This is a genomic window from Pseudoclavibacter terrae, assembly GCF_008831075.1.
GTDB lineage: Bacteria > Actinomycetota > Actinomycetes > Actinomycetales > Microbacteriaceae > Pseudoclavibacter > Pseudoclavibacter terrae.
In genome coordinates this window covers 936459-956236 of sequence record NZ_WBJX01000001.1, presented here as the reverse complement: position 1 = coordinate 956236, position 19778 = coordinate 936459, and the positions used below count along the sequence as shown (strand labels likewise).

Sequence of the window (19778 nt, the reverse complement as noted above, 5' to 3'; positions counted from 1 at the left end):
GCGCGCGGTCACACGGCGGTGTGACCTCGTCCGGGCTGCGGGCGCATCGCGCTGCGCGCTCACGTCGCGTGGACGCGCAGCCGGTAGCCGCGCTTCACGACGGTCTGCACGATGGCCCGGTCGCCGAACGACTCGCGCAGGCGCGCGACGGCGACGTCGGCCGCATGGTTGGTGGTCGGGTTGCCTGGCAGCCTGGCGAGGATCTGCTCGCGGCTCACGACACCGCCCGGGTTGCCGGCGAGCAGCCGCAGCACGCGCAGCGCTCCGGGCGAGAGCTCGACGACGTCGTCGCCGATGACGGCGCAGCTCGAGCGGAGGAAGAGGCGGCCCGCTTCGGTCTCGATGCCCTCGGCCGCGCGCTGGGCGTAGTGCTCGATGAGCTCTCGGATGAGCGCACCGAGTCGTCCGCGCTTCGGCACGATCGGCTCGATGCCGACGGCGCGCAGGGGTGCCGCGGTGATGGGGCCGACCGCGACGGTGACGAGGGACCCGTCCCGGCAGCGCGCCTTGAGCCGCTCGAGGGCTCCGGAAGCGCCCGTGCCGGACGCGTCGTCGCCGTCTGCCGGGGCGGACCCGTCCGAGAAGGATTCGAGCCACGCGGAGACCCCGGGAGCCGAGGTGAAGACGATGGCGTCGACCTCGCCGTCTGCGGCCTTGAGCGCCCAGCGGGCAAGCAGCGCGGGGTCGGCGGGCGGGCCCCACTTGTAGACGATGAGGCTCTCGACCTCGGCACCGGCTGCGGCGAACTCCTCGTCGAGGCCGTCGGCTCCCGAGCCATGGTGCTGAAGCGCGATGCGCGCACCATCGACGCCCTCTGCGAGAAGGAACTGGGCGAGCTCCGCGGAGGTCTCCGATTCGGCGACCCAGTCGGCGTTGAGTCCGGCTGCCTGGATCGCGCCGCGTGCCTTCGGGCCTCTCGCCACGATCCGCGCGCGGGAGAGCACCGCGACCAGATCCTCGGCCAGCCCGTGTGCATCCGCAGCGTCGATCCAGCCACGGAAGCCGACGCCCGTGGTCGCGACGACGATGTCGGGCGGGTTGGCGATGACGCGCTTCGTCGCGTCGAGGAGATCGGCGTCGTCTTCGACCGCGGTCATGCTGAGCGACGGGGAGTGGCGGATGATCGCACCTCGTCGCTCGAGTGCCGTCGCGAGCTCACCGGAGCGGCGGTCGCTCGTCACGACCACGACGACGCCGGCCAGGTGCTGTTCCTGGGGTGCGCGGCCGCGCACCCCGCTCGCGGGTTCGGGACTCATGCTGACAGTGCGTTCTGTTCCTGGAGCGACCGTGTGGCCTGCAGGAGCCCGAACTGGGCGACCTCGCCGATGACGATGATGGCGGGATTGGCGACACCGACGCTGCGCGCCGTGGCGTCGATCGTGCGGAGGCTTCCCCTCGTGACGCGCTGGCGAGGGGTGTGGCCGTTCTCGACGATGGCGACGGGCATGTCGTCGCGCACTCCCGCATCCACGAGCTCGGCGCAGATGCGGCCGAGCGCCGAGACGCCCATGAGCACGACGAGCGTGCAGGTGTCGGCTTTGACGGAGCGCAGCAGCTCGGCGCCCAGGCGCTGATGCCCGGTCACGACCTGGAAGGAGTTGGCGACGCCGCGGTGCGTGACGGGGATGCCGGCGGCCGCGGGCACTGAGATGGCGCTGCTGATGCCGGGCACGACCTCGACGGCGACGCCGGCCGCGTTGCACGCGAGCACCTCCTCGCCGCCGCGTCCGTAGACGAACGGGTCGCCGCCCTTGAGCCGCACGACGACGAGCCCCTGCTGGGCCTTCTCGACGAGGATGCGGTTGATCTCCTCCTGCGGCACCGGGTGGTGCTTGGGCTGCTTGCCGACGTCGATGATCTCGACCTCGGCGGGGAGCTCCGCGAGCACGGAGCGGGGGCCGAGGCGGTCCGTCACGACGACGTCGGCTTCCGCGAGTGCGCGCCGCCCGCGGAGGGTCATGAGGTCGGCGTCCCCCGGTCCCCCGCCGACGAGCACAACCCTGCCGGCACCTGGTCGGTGCCTGCGCAGGTCGATGTGGCCGGCGCGGAGTCCTTCGGCGAGCTGGTCGCAGATGAGGCGGCTGCGGCGCGGGTCGGCGCCCTCCTTGGAGACGACGCCGATCTCGACGGCGCCGGCGTCCGAGGTTGCTGGTGTCTTGGCGCTGCCGGCGGAGGCGTCGCTCGCGTTCACGCACCAGATCCGGCACTCGTTCGCCCACTCGGCAACGAGGAGGTCGGTGGCCCTGTCACCCGTCGCAGTGTGCACGAACCAGGCGCCGTCGAGGTGGTGGGCTTGCACGGGCTCCTGCAGCCAGGTCACGAGCCCGTCGCTGACGAGCCCACCGAGTGCGCCGCCAAGTTCTGGGGCCACGACGGTGACGGATGCGCCAGCCGTGACGAACGTCTGGGCGCGTCTCGCGGAGACGGCCCCTGCCCCCACGATGAGGACGTCGCGGCCGGTGAAGTCGAGCGCCATGAGCGTGCTCATCGGGCACCACCAGCGATGCGACGGCTCATGTCGACCAGCACGGTGCCGTGGTCGATGCGCACGGGGTGGGTCGTGAGGGTGCGCGGATCCTTGCCGACGGTGTCGAGGCACTCGCCGGTCTCGAGGTCGAAGACCTGTTTGAACATCGGGGAGGCGACGGTGACGCGTCCGCCGCGAGAGCCGACGAGGCCGCGGCTCATGACCTGCGAACCCGAGTACGGGTCGGCCTGCTGGATGGCGAAGACCTGCTCGTCGCGGAGCCGGAACAGCGCGATCTGGGTTCCATCCAGGATTGCGGCGACGCCACGCTCGGGGTACAGGGCGTGGAGAGAGCAGACGGCGATCCAGTGCTGGTCGGCGTCCTCGGGTGGGTGTTCGCGGATGCTGCTGCGGGTGTCGAGTGCGATGGTCATCGTCGGACCTCCAGGGTTGTTCCTGCGATTACGGTGCCGGCGCTGCGGTCGGCCTCGTTTGCCGGGCGGAGCTGCCCGCGTTCCGGCACGTAGCCGAGCGAGGGGTCCGGTGTGGTCGGCGCGTTCACGAACGACACGAACCGCTGCATGACCTCGGGATCGTTCAGCGCCTCCTGCCATTCGTCTTTGTAGTTGTCGACGTGGTTCGCGACCATGGCGTCCAGGTCGGCGGCGATGCCGAGGCTGTCCTCGAGCACGACCGCCCGGAGCGCGTCGATGCCGCCGTCGAGGTCCTCGATCCAGCGCGCGGTGCGCTGCATCCGGTCGGCGGTGCGGATGTAGTAGCCGATGAACCGGTCGATGGCCGTGATGAGCTGCTCGTCGTCGAGGTCCTCCACGAGCAGTTCCGCGTGGCGGGGCGTGAAGCCGCCGTTGCCGCCGACGTAGAGGTTCCAGCCCTTCTCGGTGGCAATCACGCCGACGTCCTTGGCGCGCGCCTCGGCGCACTCGCGCGCGCATCCGGAGACGCCGAACTTCAGCTTGTGCGGCGAACGGAGGCCGCGGAAGCGGAGCTCGAGGAAGATCGCCATGGCGACGGAGTCCTGCACGCCGTACCGGCACCAGGTCGAGCCCACGCACGACTTCACGTTGCGCAGAGCCTTGCCGTAGGCCTGGCCCGACTCGAAGCCCGCGTCGATGAGCTTCTTCCAGATCTCGGGCAGCTGCTCGATGCGGGCGCCGAAGAGGTCGATGCGCTGGCCGCCCGTGATCTTCGTGTAGAGCCCGTACTCCTTGGCCACGGCGCCGATCGCGATGAGCCCGTCGGGGGTGACCTCGCCGCCGGGGATGCGCGGCACGACCGAGTAGGTGCCGTCCTTCTGCATGTTCGCCATGACGTGGTCGTTGGTGTCCTGCAGCGCCGCCTGCTCGCCCTTGAGGATGTGCCCGTTGCCGAGCGAGGCGAGGATCGAGGCGACGACGGGACGGCAGATGTCGCAGCCGCGGCCGCCGTTGCCGTGGCGTTCGATGATGCTCGTGAAGGTCGAGAGTCCCGTGACGCGCACGGCGTCGAAGAGCCCCGCCCGGGAGAGCGCGAAGTGCTCGCAGAGCGCGTTGCTGACCTCGACGCCCGTCTTGGCGAGCTCGGTCGAGAAGATCTTCTTCACGAGCGGCACGCAGGAGCCGCAGGCGGTGCCCGCGTTCGTGCAGGCCTTGACTCCGGCGAGGTCGGTGCAGGCGTGGTCGGTGACGGCGCCGCGCACCGCGCCGACGGAGACGTTGTTGCAGGAGCAGACCGTGGCGTCGTCCGGCAGGTCGCCGCCCACCTCGGGCATGCCGTCGGCGGGGAGCAGGTAGGCGGCCGGGTCGGCACCGAGCTCGCGCCCGACCATGGGGCGCAGCGAGGTGTAGGCCGAGGCGTCCCCGACGAGCATGCCGCCGAGCAGCACCTTGCCGTCGTCCGACATGACGAGCTTCTTGTAGACGCCGCCGACCGGGTCGGCGTACGTGACCTCGAGCGCGCCCGGCGACTCAGCGAAGGCGTCCCCGAAGCTCGCGACGTCGACCCCCGTGAGCTTGAGCTTCGTCGAGAGGTCGACGCCGGGGAACGTCGCCGCTCCCCCGGTGAGGCGGTTGGCGACGACCTCGGCCATCGAGTAGCCGGGGGCGACGAGGCCGAAGCACTCACCGCCGATCGAGGCGACCTCGCCGATCGCCCAGATGCTGGCGGCGGATGCGCGGCACGCCTCGTCGACCTCGATGCCACCGCGAGCGCCGAGCGTCAGCCCGGCGTCGCGAGCCAGCTCGTCGCGGGGCGTGATGCCGACGGCGAAGACGACGAGGTCGGCGAGCTCGGGCTCGCCGTCCGGGAAGTCGAGGCCGGCCGCGCGGCCGTCGGCGTCGAGCACGACCGCACTGGCGCGGGACCCGGTGCGCACATCCACCCCGAGGTGCTCGATGAGGAGGCGCAGCGACTCGCCGCCGCCCGCGTCGAGCTGGGCCGACATGAGGTGGCCGGAGGACTGCACGACGGTGCACTCCGCGCCGAGAGCGACCATGGCCCCCGCGGCCTCGAGGCCGAGCAGGCCGCCGCCGACAACCGCGCCGCGCACCGTTCGGCCGAGCCGCTGTGACAACTCGGCAACCTCGGCCTTGAGCGCGACCACGTCGTGGACGGTGCGGTACACGTGCACGCCGGGCGCATCCACCCCGGCGATGGGCGGCTTCGCGGCGGACGATCCGGTGGCGACGACCAGCTCGTCGTAGTGCTCGGTCGCGCCGAGCGACGTCACGACCGTGCGGGTGCCTGGGTGGATGCTCGTGACCGTCTCGGAGGTGCGGAGCGTGACGTTCGGGTGCGACCACATGAGGGGCCTGCCCAGCTCCAGGGCGGCCGGCTCGACGCCCGAGAACGTGCTCGTGAGCTGCACCCGGTCGTACGGCCGCCACGGCTCGTCGCCGATGACGGTGATCGCCCACACCCCGTCGGAGTCCTGCGAGCGCAGCGACTCGACGAAGCGGTGCGCGACCATGCCCGCGCCGATCACCACGACGTGACGGGAGCGCGGCGCCGGGGGGAGCATGTCGCGAGCGTAGGTCTGGGATGTTTCGTCACCGTGCGGCAATTGTTTCGTGCTCATCACAGCTCGTCCCGGTCGCTTCGAGTTGGTGTGCGCATGCTGGCTCCTCCGTGGATGAACGGCGACGGTCGGTCGCTGACATGCTCAGAGCGTAGAAACCGCATGTTTCACGGGGTGCGTGCTGCTGTTTCCCCGAGGCAACTTCCTTGGCACACGGATCCGGGGAGGGTGTGAGAAGTGGGAAACGGGGCGAGTGGGCCGGGCCCGGCGCTCACGCGCCTAAACGAGCGACGGTCGAAGCGCAACCCGTTGCCGCACATCCGGCCAGATCTCACGCTTGAAGGAACATTCTCGATCACACACGGAGGTGTACCCATGCACAAGCTCACCGCACGCATCCTCGGGGTTCTCGTCGGGCTCCTCGCCATCGTCGGATTCTTCGTCGAAGGCGAGCACCTGATGGGGCTCATGAATGTGGACCTCACCCTCGATCTCATTCGCGTCGTGCTCGCCGTCGCGCTCCTCGCCGTCGGATTCACGCGAGCATCCGCCCGGGCGGCGCGGACCGTCATCGCCATCGTGGGCGTCATGTACGTCGCGATGGGGGTCGTGGCGTTCTTCGACCCGACCATGTTCACGCTGCTGCCGACAGGCTTCACAGGCTTCGACATCGGGTTCCACCTGGTGGTCGGCATCGCGGCGATCGTCATCGCAGCCGTTCCCGACCGGACTGCCGGTGCACGCTCGAGCACCAGGTCCACACCGAATCGGACGGTCTGACCAGCCTGGCCGCCGCGTGCGCGGGGGCGTCAGGGCCACGTAGGGGTCCGGACAGTCCGAACCGACGCGGCGGCCGCCGGCCGTCCGATGCGGCCGCGCAGTCGTGCGGCCGCGCAGCCGTGGTGTCGGCGCGTCGACTACAGCCACTTCCTCCACTTGAAGACCGACCAGAGCGTGACGGCGACGCCGAGCATGGCAAGCAGCGACAGCGGGTAGCCCCACTCGAAGTCGAGCTCGGGCATGTGCGTGAAGTTCATGCCGTAGACCGTGCCGACGAGGCTCGGGGCGAAGATGATCGCCGCCCAGCTGGTGATCTTCTTGATCTCCTCGTTCTGCGCGATGCTCTGCTCCGACAGCTTCTTCGTCTCCTCGCTCTGCGCGAGGCTCGCCTCCGAGAGTTCGCGCATCGCCTCGTTCTGCTGCTGCGTGACCAGCGTGCTGTGCACGGTCAGCGCATTCTCGAGGAGCACCCGGAACGAGTCGGCGCGCTCCGCGATGCGCAGCGCGTGGTCGAGGACGTCCCGGTAGCGGGCGCGGATCTCCTCGCTGGTGTTGTACTTCTCGGCGCCCCGCAGGAGCGCTTCGAGGATGGTCCGCAGCGGACTCGTCGCGCGTTGGAAGTTGATGACCTCGCCGAGCAGCTCGTAGATGCGGCGTGTGACTCGCTCGTCGCCCGCGAACAGCTGGTCCTCGATCTCGTCGATGTCGTTCTCGAGGCCAGCAGTCACGGGCGCGTATCCGTCGACGACCTGGTCGAGCACCGAGTAGAGGACCGCCTCGGGTCCGAAGCTCAGGAGCGCCGGGCTCTGCTCCATCCGCTGCCGAACGTCTCCCAGCTCCGGGCGCGCGGCCTGCCTGACCGTGACCACGAACTCGGGGCCGACGAACAGGTGGATCTCCCCGAAGTGCACCGTCTCGGTGGCGTCGACGTACCAAGCGGGCCGGAGCACCACGAAGAGGGTGCTGCCGTAGCGTTCGATCTTCGGCCGCTGATGCCCGACCCGCGCGTCCTCGACGGCGAGCGGATGCAGATCGAACTCCTTGGCGACGGCGTCGAGTTCCTCATTGCTTGGCTGGAAGAGGCCGATCCAGGCCATCCCCGCATGCTCGCGGAGCTTCTCGAACGTCTCGTCGAGCGTCGCCGGCGTGAAGCACCGACGCCCGTTCACGTAGATCCCGTTGTCGATCAAGGCCATGGGGCTGCCCTCCTAGCGCGTCGGATGTCGGTGAGGCCCCGTCCGCAGTCCGCGACGGCGATATGCGCCCCCGGACCCACCGAACGGGCACGCTATCAGGTCCCGACGACGACTGAGGGGGCGTCCACCGGAGCAGGTCACTGCCGCGCGGACCGACCCTACGCCCACGTTCCCGTCGGCGGGCGCGAACCGGCGCCAGACCGTGTTGCCGGGTGCCGCGTCGAGCATGGGATGTGCGGGGCCGCTCGGCGGGATCGGCTCAGCTTCGCTCAGCGCCGGCGGCTGCGCTTCGACGACACGCGCTTCGAGCGTCCGCCCCGATGAGCGCGTGCGGACGTGCCGCGCTTCGAGCGCTTCGTCTGCTTGGCGCGTGCGGCCGCCTGCTGCTCGCGCTTCTTCTTGGCGCTCTGCTTCTTGACGACGATTCCGAGCACGAATGTGACGATGCGGAGGAACATGGTTGCCTGCTTTCGGTGAGGTGAGGTCGTTCGGGGTTAAGTGCCGCGGCCTGGCCACCGAACGGCGGCCAGGCCGGCTGAAGAGGTGAAGCGGTGTGAGCTACTGGACGCGAGCTTCGGCCGGCTCGTCCTGCTCGTCGCTCGGCAGGTGCACGTCGTTGATCGTGACGTTGACCTCGGTGACCTCGAGGCCGACGATCGTCTCGATCGCGCGGATCACGTCGGCGCGCACGCCGTTGGCGACATCCTGCAGCGCAACCGGGTACTCGGCGACGATCGTCACGTCGACGGCGACCTGCTTCTCGCCGACCTCGACGCTCACGCCCTGGCCCTGGTCGGTGGCGTTGATGGCGCTGCGGATGGCGCCGATCGCGCGGGCCGCGCCGCCGCCGAGGTCGTAGACGCCGTGCGCCTCGCGGGCGGCGATGCCGGCGACGCGGGCGACGACGCTGTCGACGACCGTCGTCGTGCCGTGGCCGGTTGCGACCTCCGAGCCGGTGTGGCCGGTGGGGACGACACTCTTGTCAGTGGACCCCGTGCCCGCCTTGGACGGAGCGACGACACTCGGGGTGGCAGTCGTGTTGGGGGTGACGTTCGACATGTGCGGGTCTCCTTGGGTTCGAGCCCTGGTGCGTGTGCACCGATCGGGGGCGTTACAGAGGAGACGTGGGCCGGTGCCGGAGCGTCACAAACTTCTTGCGCCTCTCGGCGGACGCTCAGGATCGAGGCTCCGCCTGCATCAACCTCGCCGGGAGTCACTTTCGCATTCGTAAGTCAACGGCGCGCCCAATTTACGATGACGTAAGCTTGTTCGGGTGAAGACATCGACGTGGATGCCCGGCCGCCAGACAGTCCGCTTCGGCGGCGACTACAACCCAGAGCAGTGGCCCCGCGAGGTGTGGGATGAAGACATCCGCCTCATGCAGGACGCCGGCGTGAACCTCGTCAGCATCGGCATCTTCTCGTGGGCGCTCCTCGAGCCAGAGGAAGGCGTCTACGACTTCGCGATGCTCGACGAGATCATCGACCGCCTGCACGCCGCGGACATCGACGTCGACCTCGCCACCCCGACGGCCTCACCGCCGGCCTGGTTCTACCGGAGGTACCCGCACTCGAGAGCCGTCACACGCGACGGCATGCCGCTCGCCTTCGGGTCGCGCGGCATCGTCAGCCCGAGCTCCCCCGAGTACCGACGGGCCGCGACGGCGATCGCGGCGAAGCTCGCCGAGCGCTACGCCCAGCATCCGGCCGTTGTGCTCTGGCACGTCCACAACGAGTACGGGACGCCGGTCACGGAGAGCTACGACGACGCGTCCGTGACCGCATTCCAGACCTGGCTGCGGAAGCGCTACGCCTCGCTCGATGCACTCAACGCCGCCTGGGGCACGAACTTCTGGGGGCAGCGCTACGGCGCCTGGGAGGAGATCGACGCGCCGCGAACGTCCGGCACCGCGAGCAATCCGGCTCACCGCCTCGACTTCGCGCGCTTCAGCTCAGCGGCGCTGCTCGAGTGCTTCAAAGCCGAACGCGATGCGATCCGCGAACACGCACCGCAGCCGATCACCACGAACTTCATGGCGGGCATGTGCCCGAGCGTCGACCTGTGGCGGTGGGCCGACGAGGTCGACATCGTCGCCAACGACCACTACCTCTCCGCCGAGCAGCCGGACAACCACATCCACCTGTCCCGCGCCGCCGACCTCACCCGCTCGCTCGCCCGAGGCAAGCCGTGGATCCTCATGGAGCACTCGACCTCCGCCGTGAACTGGCAGCCGCGAAACATCGCGAAGCGACCAGGCGAGATGCGACGCAACAGCCTCGCCCACGCCGCCCGCGGCGCCGACGCGGTCCTCTTCTTCCAGGTGCGGGCAGGGCAGAAGGGGGCCGAGAAGTTCCACTCGGCGCTCATCCCGCAGGCCGGCGAGACGTCGCGCAAGTGGCGGGAGTCGGTGGCGCTCGGCGCCGACGTCGCCGCCCTTGCCCCGCTCTTCGGCTCGCGAGTGGATGCGCGGGTCGCGATCGCCTGGGACTGGGAGTCATTCTGGGCGCAGGACCTCGACTGGCGGCCCTCCGTCGACCTCGACCACCGAGAGCGCATCGAGGCGTTCTACGCGGCCCTCTGGCGCCGCGGGGTCACGGTCGACTTCGTGCATCCCGCCGCCGACCTCACGGGGTACGACGTCGTCTTCGCCCCGGCCCTGTACCTCATCGAGGACGACGCGGCAGCGAACCTGCGCGAGTACGCGGCGCAGGGCGGCACGCTGGCGTTCTCCTACTTCTCCGGCATCGTCTCGACGAACGACGACGTCCCGACGGGCCCATACCCAGGTCAGCTCCGGGATGTGCTCGGCCTGGTCATCGAGGAGTTCCTTCCCCTGCGGGCCGGCGAGCAGGTCACGCTCAGCGACGGCAGGCGCGGACGCGTCTGGAGCGACGACATCGAACTGCGGGGCGCCACGAGCGTCGCCGAGTTCGCCGATGGCCCGGGCGTCGGCCGCCCCGCGGTCACCAAGCACAGCTTCGGCGACGGCGCGGCCTGGTACCTCGCCACAGCGCTCGACGGCGCCGACCTCGATGGCTTCGTGACCCGGGTGCTCGACAGCGCGGCGGTCGACTACTCCCCCCTCGGCGACGTCGAGAGCGTCGTGCGCCGCGGTGATGGCGTCGACTACGTGTTCCAGATCAACCACGGAGCCCAGGATGCGGGGGCCGGCATCTCGGGGCACGACCTGCTGACGGACAAGTCGGTCGCGTCCGACGACCCAGTGCGTGCAGGCAGCGTCCGCGTCGTGGCCGTCCGTCATGGGCAGCCCTGACGCCCCCAGCCAGGTCTCGGCGAAGCTGAACTGGTAGGAACGGACAATGACGGAAACGGATTCCCCAACGTTCGGTGCAGACTCGACCGCCCTCGACGTGGTCGAGGGCGTGGACCTCAGCGGCAGGAGGGCGCTCGTCACCGGAGCGAGCTCGGGCATCGGCGTCGAGGCCGCGCGTGCGCTCGCGGCGGCGGGAGCGCAGGTGACGCTCGCCGTGCGAGACACGGCAGCGGGCGAGCGCACCGCGGCCGAGCTGCGGGCATCCACCGGCAACGACGACGTGCGCGTGGTGCACCTTGACCTCGCCGATCTTGCCACGGTGCGCGAGCTGGCCTCCGCATGGTCGGGGCCCCTGGATCTGCTCATCAACAACGCGGGGATCATGCACACCCCGGAGCTCCGCACCCCTGACGGCTGGGAGATGCAGTTCGCCGTCAACCACCTCGGACACTTCGCGCTCGCCAACGCCCTCCTCCCCGCGCTCACCGAGGCTGGCGACGCGCGCATCGTGGTCGTGAGCTCCAGCGGCCACGCCTCGAGCGGCATCCGCTTCGACGACCCGTTCTTCGTGCGGGACGCGTACGACCGCGGACTTGCCTACGGCCAGTCGAAGACCGCGAACGTGCTGTTCGCGCTCGAGGCGACAAGGCGCTGGGCAGACCGCGGCGTCACGGCGGCGGCGCTCATGCCCGGTGGGATCTGGACGAAGCTGCAGCGGCACTGGGACCCGGAGGTGCTCGCCGACATGAAGCGGCGCTTCCCGACCAAGACCCCGGAGCAGGGCGCCGCGACGTCGGTGTTCGTCGCGACGCGGGCGACGCTCGGCCCCGGCACGCCCGCCTACTACGAGGACTGCCACCCGGCGGACGTCGTCGACGAGATCGTCGACGGGGTGCACGGCGTCGTCCCCCACGCGCTGGACGAAGCTGCCGCCCACCGACTGTGGGAGCTCTCCGAGTCGCTCCTCGCCGACGAGGCGTCCCGCCCCGCCGAAGCTGAGCTTCCAACCTGAAGGTGGAGCGACTTCCCGGCCCAGACCCAACGAGCCGGGACACGCGTGCACCTCGACCTGAACGGGTGGACGGCGCTCATCGCCTACCTGGCGGGTCCCGAATACGTCTCCCAGCGGCCCGCGACGTACCCGACCCACAGCCGAGACGGGCACCCGCTGGAACCCGCCACGGATGAGATCCGCGCGCTCATCCATGAGATGACCGCCGAGTACCTCGCTCATGCGGGCGTTCCCGAACAGCCCTTCGGCGTCGACTGGGAGATCAGCCTGCCACCGGGAGTCGACGAGGGCAGACTGCACGGAGCGTGCATGACCGCCCACCACGCGCTGCGACGGTCGACTCGTCGCATCGTCGTGATTCCTGGGCAACGACCACGGGGGCGCCTCCTTGGGAGCCTGAGTTTCAAGAAAAGTTATCGACGAGTCTGCAGAATGTCGGTGGTCGTCCGTAGCGTTGGAGACATGCAACAGCACCGCGAGCACGACCTTCCGGACCCGGGGTTTGACCCTGCGGACCCGGCGTCGGTTGCGGCGCGGCGGGCGGAGATCCTCGCGATGGAGGAGCAGGCGGCGGCGATGATCGCGAGCGGCGCTGCGTTGCAGTTGCGGGCGCACGCGGCGGCGTACGACTTCGGCCACGCGTTGGACGTTGCTGAGGGATGCGCGGAGTCGGCGATGCACGTGCGGTCCATCGCGAACGAGGTGGCGCTGGTCATGCAGGTGTCCTGCGGGGTGGCGCAGGGGCAGCTCGCGCTCGCGTCGAAAGCGCAGCAGGACTTCCCGGCGCTGGCGGTCGCGTTGGACGAGAACGTCGTGACGCCCGCGCAGGTGCACAAGCTCGTCGAGGTGGGGTTCAAAGTGAACCACGAGGACCCGGTCGAGCAGGCCGAGCGGCGGGCGCTGTTCGTGGAGGTGATGCTCGAGCGGGTGCGCCGGGAACCTCTGCCGCCGCAGGCGTTGCGGAAGGCGGCGGAGCGGGTCGCGGAGGAGCTGACCGGTGAGTCCATCGATGCGCGGCACGCGCGGGCGAGGCGGCAGCGCCGCGCGACCGTCGAAGACCTCGGCGACGGGATGAGCCTCATCCGTGTCACAACGGACACGTTCGTCGCGCACGCGATCCGGGACCGGGTGCGGAAGCAGGCGCTCGCGATCATCAAGGCGAGGCAGAAGACGACAGGCGAGAGCGCCTCAGGTTCAGCGAACCCGGCCGAGCCCGGAACTGGCAGCGCGTTCGGAGCCGGCGTTGACAACTCTCGCGCCACTGCGCCGGCTGCCGACGACGAGCCGGACGAGCGGAGTCTGAACGAGGTCATGTCCGACGTCGTCGCCGACATGCTCCTCACCAGTGACCCGATGGGCAACTCCGCGGCCGCTGGTATCCAGGCGAACGTGCAGCTCTCGATCCCGATCACGACCGTCCTCGCCGACACCCCCGGGGCCGGACAGGCGCCGGCGCTGCTCGACGGGATGACGCCAATGCCGATCGAGGACGCGAAGCGCCTCGCCGCGACCGCACCAGCCTTCATCCGCGTGCTCACGCATCCCATCACCGGGGCCGTGCAGGCCGTTGACTCCTACAAGCCGACCGCGGCGATGCGCGCGTTCCTGCAGGCCCGCGACGTCCACTGCCGCTTCATCGGCTGCCGACAACCCGCGGTGAGGTGCGAACTCGACCACACCCAGGCCTACCAGCACGGCGGCAAGACCGCGGTCTGGAACCTCAGCGACTTCTGCAAGAACCACCACATCGTCAAACACCACACCGCCTGGAAAGTCAGACAGTTAGGCGGTGGCGTCCTCGAATGGACCACACCAAGCGGCAAGATCTACATCAGCAGCCCCGAACCACACGGGGTGATCTTTAAACCAAGCGACCAACTCTTCGCGCCGGCCTTGACTCCATTCAGTGCACCGGCCCTGATTCCCGCCGGCCTCGAACCTGGTCCCGGCTCGGGACAACCAGATGGCTCGGGACAACCAGATGGCAGGAGTCTGTCTACCGATGGCGAGGCGGACGGTGACGCACCAGCTGAGGGCTCGGCACGTGACGACGACGCCGGGGTCCTGCCTTGGCGGAGGCCCCCAGCCTCTCCACCGTTCTGATCCGTCGCCCCTCATGCCTCGACGAACTGCTGCCGTCATTCGGAGAACCCGACACACCCGTCGGAATGCGACGGGAGAGAACACTGTTCGACCTGTGGGGCCGCAGCCGCGTTCCTCCCGAACCGAAAGGCCTACCTTTGGACCTCTTCTCTCCTTTGACCCTCGGCGACATCGAACTCGCCAACCGCGTCGTCATGGCGCCGCTGACCCGCACACGTGCGAGCGCGGAGGGTGTACCGGGTGAGCTCGTGGCGGAGCACTACGCGCAGCGCGCCAGCCTGGGCCTCATCATCACCGAGGGCACGTACCCGAGCGCCGAGTCTCGCTCCTACCCCGGCCAGCCAGGCATCGTCACCCCCGAGCAGACCGAGGGCTGGCGTCGAGTCGCCGAAGCCGTGCACGCCCGGGGTGGCCGCATCGTCATGCAGATCATGAACGGCGGGCGCGTCTCGCACCCCGACATCACGGGCACGCCCCGCATCGTCGCCCCGAGCGCCATCGCGATCGACGGTGAGGTTCGCACCCCCAACGGCAAGCAGCCGTACCCGGTCCCCCACGCCCTCACGACGGCCGAGCTCGCCGATGTTCGCGAGGAGTTCGTGGATGCGGCCCGCCGCGCCATCGAGGCGGGCCTCGACGGTGTCGAGATCCACGGCGCCAACGGCTACCTCCTGCACGAGTTCCTCTCTCCCGTATCGAACCAGCGCACCGACGAGTACGGCGGCTCCCCCGAGGCACGCGCCCGTTTCGTGGTCGAGGTCACCGCGGCCGTCGCGGAAGCGATCGGGGCCGGCCGCGTGGGCCTGCGCCTCTCGCCCGCCCACAACATCCAGGACGTCGTCGAGACCGACGACGCCGACGTGCGCGCGACCTACGACGCCGTCGCCGACGGCCTCGCACCCCTCGGCCTCGCCTACCTGAGCGTGCTGCACAGCGACCCAGAGGGTGAGCTCGTGCAGGACCTGCGCGCGCGCTTCGGCGGGCCGTTCATCGCGAACAGCGGCTTCAGTCGCGTCACGACCCGCGAGGAAGCCGTCAACCTCGTCAAGGAGGGCAACGCGGACGCCGTCGCCGTCGGTCGCCTCGCCATCGCCAACCCGGACCTCGTCGAGCGCTGGCTGGGCGAGCACCCCGAGAACGAGCCGAACCCGGAGACCTTCTACGGAGCCGGCGCCACCGGGTACACCGACTACCCGCGACTCTCCGCGTAGCCACCACCGACCAAGCATCACGGCGGGGCCCGTTCGAAGACGTCAAGTCATCGGGCGGGCCCCTCCCTGCAAGAACGACGTTCCTTCACGGCACCGGCCTCCCACTATGCGAGAGTTGGCCATGCGCATCGCTGACTTCCCCGTGCCGGACACGACCGCCGCTCGCGGTGCCCTCGAGCTGGCCACCGAGTACCAGTCGGCCGCCATCACCACGCACGCCCTGCGGTCGTGGCTGTGGGCCGAGGGCATCGCAGCGACCGAGCGCCGCACCGGCGTCGACCACGAGCTCCTCTACGTGGCCGCCGTCCTGCACGACATAGGAACGGTCACCGAGTACGACAATCACACCGTCTCCTACGAGCACGCCAGCGGGCATGTGGCCGTCGCCCTGACCGCCGGCGCCGGGTGGCCCGCCGAACGCCGCCACCGGGTCCTCGACGTCATCGTGCGGCACAACTGGCCAAGCGTCGACCCCGAACTCGACCTCGAGGGGTACCTGCTCGAGCGCGCCACCGGCCTCGACATCACGGGCAGCCAACCCGACGCACTGCCCGAGGCCTTCCTGCGGGAAGTACTCGTGGCGCATCCGCGCGGAGCCCTTGCCACTGAGTTCGGCAGGTGCGTCACCGACCAGGCCTCGCGGAAGCCGACGACCTCAGCCCGCAGGCTCGTCGACGGCGGCCTGCTCCGCAAGCTCGAGGAGAACCCGCTCGAGCGCCTCCGGTAGCCAGACTGCAGCGTCGGTTCGCACAAACGCCAGACGCCCCGGCGGAACCAAGCGGTTCCGCCGGGGCGTCTGTGCGTGCTTGAAGCCGTTCTGCTTACGCGGCGCCGTCGAACATCGACGTGACCGAACCGTCGGTGAAGACCTCGGTGATCGCGCGAGCGAGCGTGGGAGCGATGGGCAGGATCGTGAGCTTGTCGAAGCGCTTCTCGGGCGGCAACGGCAGCGTGTCGGTGACGACGACCTCGTCGATGGCGTCAGAGCTGAGCCGCTCGACGGCCGGGTGCGAGAAGACGGCGTGCGTCGCAGCGACCACGACGCCGATCGCGCCGGCGGCCTTGAGCGCTTCCGCGGCCTTGACGATCGTTCCACCCGTGTCGATGAGGTCGTCGACCAGCAGGCACACGCGGCCCTCGACGTCACCGACGATCTCGTGCACGCTCACCTGGTTCGCGACCTTCGGGTCGCGACGCTTGTGGATGATCGCGAGCGGCGCATCCAGCTGGTCGCTCCAGACGTCGGCGACGCGGACGCGCCCCATGTCGGGCGAGACGACGGTGAGCGTGGCCGGGTCGAGCTTCTTGCGGAAGTGCTCGAGCAGCACCGGCATCGCGAACAGGTGGTCGACGGGACCGTCGAAGAAGCCCTGCACCTGCGGCGCGTGCAGGTCGACCGACATGATGCGGTCCGCGCCGGCGGCCTTGAAGAGGTCCGCGACGAGGCGGGCCGAGATCGGCTCACGGCCGCGACCCTTCTTGTCCTGGCGTGCGTACGGGTAGAAGGGAGCCACGACGGTGATGCGCTTCGCCGACGCACGCTTGAGCGCGTCGAGCATGATGAGCTGCTCCATGAGCCACTCGTTGATCGGCGGGCAGTGCGACTGGAGCACGAACACGTCGGCCCCTCGCATGCTCTCGCCGTAGCGAGCGTAGATCTCGCCGTTCGCGAAGGTGCGCGACTCGGTCTCCCCGAGCTCGATGCCGAGTTCTGCCGCGACTGCTTCGGCCAGCTCGGGATGAGCCCTGCCGGAGACGAGAACAAGTCGTTTCTCAGTGGAGGTGATGATGCCAGACACGCTGTACCGCCCGTTTCCTGTGCTTGCTCTGTTGTTACGCGTTCGGTTCTGATTCGCGCGACGAGGCAGCCTCAGCGGCCTCGGCCGCGGCGGTGCCTGCTCGGTTCTTGAGCACCCACCCCTCGGCGTTTCGCTGAGGTGCGACGTTGATGGCGAGTGCACCCGCTGGAACGTCCTTGCGGACCACCGTTCCAGCCCCGGTGTAAGCGCCGTCGCCAATCCTAACCGGGGCGACGAAGACGTTGTGCGAGCCGGAGCGCACGTTGTCGCCGACGGTCGTCCGATGCTTGTTCACGCCGTCGTAGTTCGCGGTGATCGTGCCGGCTCCGACGTTCGAGTTGACGCCCACCTCAGCGTCGCCGATGTACGAGAGGTGCGGCACCTTCGAGCCGTCGCCGATCTGCGTGTTCTTCGTCTCGACGAACGTGCCGATCTTCCCACCGGCGCCGAGGATCGTGTTGGGGCGAAGGTACGCCCACGGCCCCACGGATGCGCCGGCCCCGATGACGCTCAGCGTCGCGTCGGTGCGCTTCACGACGGCACCCTCGCCGACCTCGCAGTCGACGAGCGTCGTATCCGGTCCGATGATGGCGCCGTCGGCGACCGATGTCGCGCCGCGCAGCTGCGTGCCAGGGAGCAGCTCCACGTCGCGTCCGAGCGACACGTTGCCCTCGATGACGGTCGTCGCCGGGTCGTGCACGGTGACGCCCTCCAGCTGCCAGTGGCGGATCTGGCGGGCGTTGTAGTAGCGCTGCGCCTCCGCGAGCTGCACGCGGTCGTTGATGCCCTGCACGATCTCCGGGTCGGTGACGGCGATCGCCTCGATGCGCCCCGCATCCGCCTTGATGAGCTTCGCGGCATCGGTGAGGTACTTCTCGCGCTGCGAGTTCGAGTCGTCGATACGGCTCAGCACCTGGCGGACCGTGCGGGCGTCGAACGCGTACACGCCGGCGTTGATCTCCGAGATGCGCAGCAGCTCCTCACTCGCGTCCTTGTGCTCGACGATCTCGTCGAAGTCACCGCCGGACGAGCGGACGATGCGCCCGAAGCCTGCCGGCTCCTTTACGAACGCGCTCAGGAGGGTGAGCTGGTTCTTCGCGTGGCGGTGCTGCTCGACCATGCGCGCGATCGTGCCGGAGTCAAGGAGGGGCACGTCGCCGGAGAGGACGACGACGACCCCGTCGAAGTCCGCGGGCAGCGATTCGAGACCCACCTCGAGTGCCCGACCAGTGCCGGGAACGTCGTCCTGGTCCGCGAACTGCGTGTCCGGAGCCAGGTCCTGGATGGCTGAGACGACGCGGTCACGATCGTGGCGGACCACGGTGACGGTATGCGCGGGGCCGAGCTCGGCGGCGGTGTGCAGCACGTGCCCGACGAGGGGAATGCCTCCGAGTCGGTGCAGCACCTTCGGGGTGCTCGAGCGCATCCGTGTTCCCTGGCCAGCCGCCAGGATGACGATTGCGAGTTCTCGATCGGTCACAGATCCTCCTCGTTGTGGGCGCCGCGATGCGAACGCCATCACGGTCCACGGTGGCATGCAGCACCCCCGCGCCGCTCCTCCCCCAGGATTCGAACCTGGACCTAACAGCTCCAAAGGCTGTCGTGCTGCCGTTACACCAAGGAGGAACGTGCCCGCTCACGCGCGCACTCGCCAATTGTGCCAGAACCGGGAGGGTCGCGCGCTTGCCACGGTGGTGCCGTGGAGGTGAGTGCGCGAGACTGGCGAAACACAAGACCCAAGGAGGCGTCATGTCCGAAGCCCTCGCCGTCGCGAAGCGATTCACCGACACCTACTCGGCCGCCGTCACGGGGCGCGACAAGACCGCCATCATGTCGCTCTACGCACCGGACGTTCGCGTCTTCGACCTCTGGAGCACCTGGTCCCACGAGGGGGCCGACACCTGGGGAGACTCGATCGGCGAGTGGTTCGACTCCATCGAGTCGGGCACGCACTCCGCGACGTTCACCGACCTCCGCGCGTACGGCGACCACGACGTCATCGTCGCGGAGAGCTTCGTGCGCTACTCCTGGCACAGCCCGGAGGGTGAGCTCGAATGGATGGACAACCGACTCACGTGGGCGCTCGTGCAGCACAAGGGCGAGTGGGTCATCGCGCACGAGCACACATCGGCGCCCGTCAACGCCGAGACCGGGCTCGTCGTGACGAAACGCGAAGTGGACGCCCACCACCCGAATTCGTAGCCGCGAGACCCCGCGAGCGCGCCGTGGCGGCCGCGCTCCCCTCGGCGCGTCGCCCCGGGATCGCGGGACTCGCCATAATGGGGGGTATGGATGCCCCCGGACGTGCAGCTCAGCAGCGCGACTTCTCTCGCGATGCAGTTGAGCTGAGCGCGGGCGGCCGCTCCGTGCACCCCGCGCATCCGGTCGACACCGTCGACACGATCGTTCGCGACTGGTCCCGGGAGCGTCCCGACCTGGACGTCGACCCGCTGCGCATCTTCTCCCGAGTGAAGCGCATCGCGAAGCAGCTCGACGCCCTCCGCAAGGCGGCCTTCGCGGAGACGGGCCTCGAGCTGTGGGAGTTCGACGTCCTCTCCGCCCTGCGCCGCGCCGGATCCCCGCACCGCCTCAGCCCCAAGCATCTGCTCGCCTCCAACCTCGTCTCGAGCGGCACCATGACGAACCGCATCGACCGCCTCGTGGGCCGGGGCCTCGTCACGCGCGAGGTCGACCCAAACGACGGGCGCGGCATCCTTGTCACCATGACCGTCGACGGTCGCGACCTCGTCGACGAAGCCCTCACTCGCCTCGTCGCCGCCGAGCGCGAGCTGCTCGCCGAGCTCGACCTCGAGACCCGCGACGACCTGGCCACAGCCCTTCGCACCCTCTCCCTCCGGATGGACGACCCGGCGCACTGAGCTTCGACCGCTCTTCCTCGGAGGGCGCCGGGCCGCCCCGGCCT

The 19778-nt window shown here is 69.6% G+C and carries 17 protein-coding genes, 1 tRNA gene and 1 pseudogene; 9 read left to right on the top strand and 10 right to left on the bottom strand.

The annotated features are described in order from the left end of the window. Positions 1-59: 59 nt before the first annotated feature. The 4 genes from F8O03_RS04445 to nirB are packed head-to-tail and all read right to left on the bottom strand — an operon-like array spanning position 60 to position 5483. The gene (locus F8O03_RS04445; protein WP_151422775.1) at positions 60-1256 is read right to left on the bottom strand and encodes a uroporphyrinogen-III synthase; all 1197 of its coding nucleotides are present in this window, start codon (positions 1254-1256) and stop codon (positions 60-62) included. Further along, positions 1253-2488 (bottom strand): uroporphyrinogen-III C-methyltransferase, encoded by a 1236-nt coding sequence (gene cobA, locus F8O03_RS04440; protein WP_151422774.1) that lies wholly within the window; start codon positions 2486-2488, stop codon positions 1253-1255. Before cobA ends, F8O03_RS04445 begins: the two co-directional genes overlap by 4 nt. Next, positions 2485-2901: a nitrite reductase small subunit NirD gene (gene nirD / locus F8O03_RS04435; RefSeq protein ID WP_151422773.1), complete on the bottom strand. Its 417-nt coding sequence runs from the start codon at positions 2899-2901 to the stop codon at positions 2485-2487. The genes cobA and nirD overlap by 4 nt, the downstream gene beginning before the upstream one ends. Then, entirely contained in the window at positions 2898-5483 is a 2586-nt protein-coding gene (nirB, locus tag F8O03_RS04430; protein ID WP_151422772.1) for a nitrite reductase large subunit NirB, read from the bottom strand. Before nirB ends, nirD begins: the two co-directional genes overlap by 4 nt. Before the next feature lie 372 nt (positions 5484-5855). Between nirB and F8O03_RS04425 the strand changes: the two genes are divergently transcribed. Next, positions 5856-6260 (top strand): hypothetical protein, encoded by a 405-nt coding sequence (locus F8O03_RS04425; RefSeq protein WP_151422771.1) that lies wholly within the window; start codon positions 5856-5858, stop codon positions 6258-6260. A 137-nt stretch (positions 6261-6397) separates the two neighbouring features. Here F8O03_RS04425 and F8O03_RS04420 read toward each other — a convergent pair whose 3' ends face one another. From F8O03_RS04420 to F8O03_RS04410, 3 genes are all read right to left on the bottom strand, one after another. After that, positions 6398-7456, bottom strand: coding sequence for a magnesium and cobalt transport protein CorA (locus F8O03_RS04420; protein WP_151422770.1), 1059 nt, complete (start codon positions 7454-7456; stop codon positions 6398-6400). Positions 7457-7725: 269 nt separating this feature from the next. Beyond that, positions 7726-7914, bottom strand: a complete 189-nt coding sequence (locus F8O03_RS04415; protein WP_151422769.1) for a hypothetical protein — start codon at positions 7912-7914, stop codon at positions 7726-7728. Between the two features lie 100 nt (positions 7915-8014). Further along, positions 8015-8515, bottom strand: a complete 501-nt coding sequence (locus F8O03_RS04410) for an Asp23/Gls24 family envelope stress response protein (protein ID WP_151422768.1) — start codon at positions 8513-8515, stop codon at positions 8015-8017. A gap of 232 nt (positions 8516-8747) precedes the next feature. On the opposite strand from F8O03_RS04410, the gene F8O03_RS04405 reads away from it, so the two are divergent. The 6 genes and pseudogenes from F8O03_RS04405 (at position 8748) to F8O03_RS04385 (ending at position 15783) form a co-directional block, all read left to right on the top strand. Continuing rightward, positions 8748-10730 (top strand): beta-galactosidase, encoded by a 1983-nt coding sequence (locus tag F8O03_RS04405; protein WP_151423102.1) that lies wholly within the window; start codon positions 8748-8750, stop codon positions 10728-10730. A gap of 46 nt (positions 10731-10776) precedes the next feature. Next, positions 10777-11742, top strand: a complete 966-nt coding sequence (locus F8O03_RS04400; protein WP_151422767.1) for an SDR family NAD(P)-dependent oxidoreductase — start codon at positions 10777-10779, stop codon at positions 11740-11742. A gap of 15 nt (positions 11743-11757) precedes the next feature. Further along, a pseudogene (locus F8O03_RS18640) lies at positions 11758-12069 on the top strand (DUF5956 family protein); the annotation flags it as partial. Further along, positions 12052-13845 carry an HNH endonuclease signature motif containing protein gene (locus F8O03_RS04395; RefSeq protein ID WP_482811961.1) on the top strand — a complete coding sequence of 598 codons (1794 nt, stop codon included), beginning with the start codon at positions 12052-12054 and terminating at the stop codon, positions 13843-13845. The pseudogene F8O03_RS18640 and the gene F8O03_RS04395, both read left to right, overlap by 18 nt. A gap of 137 nt (positions 13846-13982) precedes the next feature. Continuing rightward, positions 13983-15056 carry an alkene reductase gene (locus F8O03_RS04390; RefSeq protein WP_151422765.1) on the top strand — a complete coding sequence of 358 codons (1074 nt, stop codon included), beginning with the start codon at positions 13983-13985 and terminating at the stop codon, positions 15054-15056. Positions 15057-15177: 121 nt separating this feature from the next. Beyond that, entirely contained in the window at positions 15178-15783 is a 606-nt protein-coding gene (locus tag F8O03_RS04385) for an HD domain-containing protein (protein ID WP_151422764.1), read from the top strand. A 94-nt stretch (positions 15784-15877) separates the two neighbouring features. Here the strand turns inward: F8O03_RS04385 and F8O03_RS04380 are convergent, their stop codons facing one another. The 3 genes from F8O03_RS04380 to F8O03_RS04370 all read right to left on the bottom strand — a co-directional run bounded on the left by F8O03_RS04380 (position 15878) and on the right by F8O03_RS04370 (position 18481). Next, positions 15878-16855 carry a ribose-phosphate diphosphokinase gene (locus F8O03_RS04380; RefSeq protein ID WP_104253722.1) on the bottom strand — a complete coding sequence of 326 codons (978 nt, stop codon included), beginning with the start codon at positions 16853-16855 and terminating at the stop codon, positions 15878-15880. Between the two features lie 34 nt (positions 16856-16889). Then, positions 16890-18335, bottom strand: coding sequence for a bifunctional UDP-N-acetylglucosamine diphosphorylase/glucosamine-1-phosphate N-acetyltransferase GlmU (gene glmU, locus F8O03_RS04375; protein ID WP_151422763.1), 1446 nt, complete (start codon positions 18333-18335; stop codon positions 16890-16892). Between the two features lie 74 nt (positions 18336-18409). Beyond that, positions 18410-18481, bottom strand: a tRNA-Gln gene (locus tag F8O03_RS04370). A 123-nt stretch (positions 18482-18604) separates the two neighbouring features. Between F8O03_RS04370 and F8O03_RS04365 the strand changes: the two genes are divergently transcribed. Together F8O03_RS04365 and F8O03_RS04360 are read left to right on the top strand one after the other, a co-directional pair. Further along, entirely contained in the window at positions 18605-19057 is a 453-nt protein-coding gene (locus tag F8O03_RS04365; RefSeq protein ID WP_151422762.1) for a YybH family protein, read from the top strand. 164 nt (positions 19058-19221) lie between these two features. Then, positions 19222-19734: a MarR family winged helix-turn-helix transcriptional regulator gene (locus tag F8O03_RS04360; protein WP_374953919.1), complete on the top strand. Its 513-nt coding sequence runs from the start codon at positions 19222-19224 to the stop codon at positions 19732-19734. Positions 19735-19778: the final 44 nt, after the last annotated feature.